Here is a 2,004-nt window from a genome sequence, read left to right as displayed (position 1 = left end):
GCCGGGCTCCACTTGTCGGCGGTCAGGAACTTCGCCGTCGTCGCGTCCGACCAGGCCGTCGAGGGCAGCGGCGCCGTGCCGACGTGGCGTTGCACGATCGGGTCGTCGGGGTGCGCGAGACGCCACTCGCGCTCGACGATGTCGGCGATCTCGCGGCTGTGCGAACCCTCGACGCGGATGCTCGCGTCGAGCCGGAACAGGGACATGGGCATCTCCAAAGCAGTTTTGCTGATGTGTCAGCAAACCTAGACAACGAGATGCTGATGCGTCAACAAACGCCGGGTAAGATCGACCACATGACCGAACCGCGCTGGCTGGATCCCCGGGAGCGACGCATGTGGCGGGCGTACCTCCGCATGCAGCGTGCGATCGAGGTCGCCCTCGTCCACCAGCTCGGCACGACCGGCATCTCCCGCCCCGACTTCGAGGTGCTCGTGCCGCTCTCCGAGGCCGACAACCGCAGCATGCGGGTCCGCGACCTGGCGAGCTGGCTCGGCTGGGACCGCAGCCGGATCTCCCACCAGCTCCGCCGCATGGAGGAGCGCGGGCTGATCACCCGGGAGGACTGCGTCGAGGACGCGCGCGGCACGGTGGTCCGGCTCACCGACAAGGGATACGAGGTGACCGTCGTCGCCGCGCCCGGGCAGGTCGCCACCGTCCGCCGGGTCCTGGTCGACCTGCTCGAACCCGACGAGGTCGACCAGCTCACCGCGATCGCCGAACGCGTCGCGGCCGCGGCCGGCTACGCCAACCTGCCGTACTCGGACGACTAGCGCAGGATCGCCGCCCACTGGCGCAGCCGGTCGTCCTCCGAGGTCAGCACGCAGTCGCCGCAGGTGCCGCCGCCGGGGATCCGGTAGTAGAGGCAGCAGTTCGCGCGCACCAGGAAGCGGCGCGCCGACGACGCGTCCGGGCGGATCACCGACCCCGTGCCGGCCAGCGGCGCCAGGGTCGAGGCATGGTCGAGGACGGCGCCCACCCGCGAAGCGTGTCGCGGCATCGTGTCGGCCAGCACGCCCGCGGCACCGGCCAGCGCCGACGCCACGTTGCCCCAGAGCACCTTCGACGAGAGCCGGAACGTGTCCCGGAACACCTCGAGCAGCGGGGTCACCGTCTCGGCCAGCGGGCCGGCGACCAGCTCAGCCGCGATGCCCGCCGGGGACAGCTCGGCGCGCGCGGCGACCGTTCCGTACGCCATCGGCATCGGTCCTGACGCCACCGGCCGCCACCACAGGTTGGCCCGCGTGGCCAGCGGCAACGCCCCACCCGCGACGGCCGCGCCCAACGGCGGCGACAGCAGCCGCGCCGACACGCCCATGAACCAGACGGACGCCACCACCCGGGACGGCACGTCGGACGGGGCCAGCCCGAACGCGCTGACCAGCGTCGATCGCGCCACCGACACCCGCGAGTGGACGACGTCCGGCGTCAACAGCTCGGTGAACGGGCGCCAGCCCCCATCCGCCGACCAGGCCTCCCACGCGAAATATGGTCCGATCGCGGCAGCGGCCGCCAGCGCCGGGCCCGCGGCGGCGGTCTTATGGGGCGGCACGCGTGTGAGCGTAGACCTATCGATGAGGCAGACTCGCCCCATGCGTCAGGTGCTCGTCATCGGGATCGGGGCCGGCGACCCTGACCAGCTCACCATCGAGGCGGTCAAGGCGCTCGGCCGGCTCGACGTCGCCTTCCTGGTCGACAAGGGCGACGCGAAGCGGGACCTCACCGACCTGCGGGAAGACCTGCTCCAGCGGTACGGGCCGCAGGCGCGGACCGCGACCGTGGCCGACCCGGAGCGGGACCGCGCGGCGACGCGGTACGCGAGTGCCGTCGACGACTGGCGCCGCCGGCGGGCCGCGACCTTCCGCGATCTCATCCGCGACGAGCTGACCGAGGACCAGACGGGCGGCTTCCTCGTCTGGGGTGACCCGGCCCTCTTCGACAGCACGATCGGCATCCTCGACGACATCGACGGCGTCGCGTTCACGTACACCGTGATTCCCGGCA

Annotated in this window: 3 protein-coding genes and 1 pseudogene; 2 read left to right on the top strand and 2 right to left on the bottom strand. The window is 72.2% G+C overall.

Features of this window, described 5'->3' with window-relative positions; all coding sequences use genetic code 11:
- Nucleotides 1–206: pseudogene (locus tag AB0H87_RS41315) on the bottom strand (flavodoxin family protein); the annotation flags it as partial.
- 90 nt (nt 207–296) lie between these two features.
- Between AB0H87_RS41315 and AB0H87_RS41310 the strand changes: the two are divergent.
- A complete protein-coding gene (locus tag AB0H87_RS41310; protein ID WP_360159183.1) occupies nt 297–773 on the top strand; it encodes a MarR family transcriptional regulator in 477 nt (158 codons plus the stop codon).
- On the opposite strand, the gene AB0H87_RS41305 is transcribed toward AB0H87_RS41310, so the two are convergent.
- A complete protein-coding gene (locus AB0H87_RS41305; protein WP_360159180.1) occupies nt 770–1,552 on the bottom strand; it encodes a (2Fe-2S)-binding protein in 783 nt (260 codons plus the stop codon). The genes AB0H87_RS41310 and AB0H87_RS41305 overlap by 4 nt on opposite strands.
- 40 nt (nt 1,553–1,592) lie before the next feature.
- Here AB0H87_RS41305 and AB0H87_RS41300 point away from each other — a divergent pair.
- The coding region (locus tag AB0H87_RS41300) for an SAM-dependent methyltransferase (RefSeq protein ID WP_360159177.1) at nt 1,593–2,004 on the top strand (412 nt) is incomplete at its 3' end.

Source organism: Asanoa sp. NPDC050611, from assembly GCF_040654855.1.
Lineage (GTDB): Bacteria > Actinomycetota > Actinomycetes > Mycobacteriales > Micromonosporaceae > Asanoa.
This window is presented reverse-complemented; position numbering and strand designations above follow the sequence as displayed.

Coding starts and splice junctions, on each gene's coding strand:
- AB0H87_RS41310 (WP_360159183.1), top strand. CDS start 297: ATGACCGAACCGCGCTGGCTGGATCCCCGGGAGCGACGCATGTGGCGG.